The sequence below is a fragment of the Myxococcus sp. CA056 genome, from assembly GCF_013336715.1.
In the GTDB taxonomy this organism is placed as follows: domain Bacteria; phylum Myxococcota; class Myxococcia; order Myxococcales; family Myxococcaceae; genus Myxococcus; species Myxococcus llanfairpwllgwyngyllgogerychwyrndrobwllllantysiliogogogochensis.
In genome coordinates, this window is sequence record NZ_JABUMT010000047.1 from 1 (window position 1) to 615 (window position 615).

The 615-nt window shown below is 67.6% G+C and carries 1 protein-coding gene; it reads left to right on the forward strand.

Annotation, left to right across the window (positions count from 1 at the left end):
• On the forward strand, positions 1-615 hold a 615-nt coding region (locus HUA76_RS44775), incomplete at both ends, for an AMP-binding protein (protein WP_174464427.1).

Genomic DNA, 615 nt, shown 5'->3' on the forward strand with positions numbered 1-615 from the left:
GCGTCCGCGAGCACCTCTCGCGGCTGCCCCCGGGCCACGTCCTCGTCAACGGCTACGGCCCTACCGAGAACACCACCTTCTCCGCCACTCACTCGCTGCGGAATGGGGACTCCTTCTCTCGCTCCGTTCCCATCGGCGCGCCTCTCTCCAACTCCTCCGCCTTCGTCCTCGACGCCTCCTTCCAGCCCCTGCCTCCGGGCGTCCCTGGAGAGCTCTTCGTCGGGGGTGACGGCCTCGCTTGGGGTTACCTCAACCGCGCTGACCTCACCGCCGAGCGCTTCGTCCCTCATCCCTTCAGCAGCACTCCTGGTGCTCGCCTCTACCGCACCGGTGACCGAGTCCGCTGGCTCGCCGACGGCACTCTCGAGTTCCTCGGCCGCTCCGACTTCCAGGTGAAGGTCCGCGGCTTCCGCATTGAGCTGGGTGAAGTCGAGGCCGCTCTCCGCCTCTTCTCTGGCATCCAGGAAGCCGTCGTCCTCGCTCGCGAAGACGTCCCCGGTGACAAGCGTCTCGTCGCCTACTTCACGGCCGCCGAGCAGGACATCGACACGTCCGCGCTCCGCTCATTCCTCCTCCAGCGCCTGCCCGAGTACATGGTGCCGGCTGCTCTCGTCT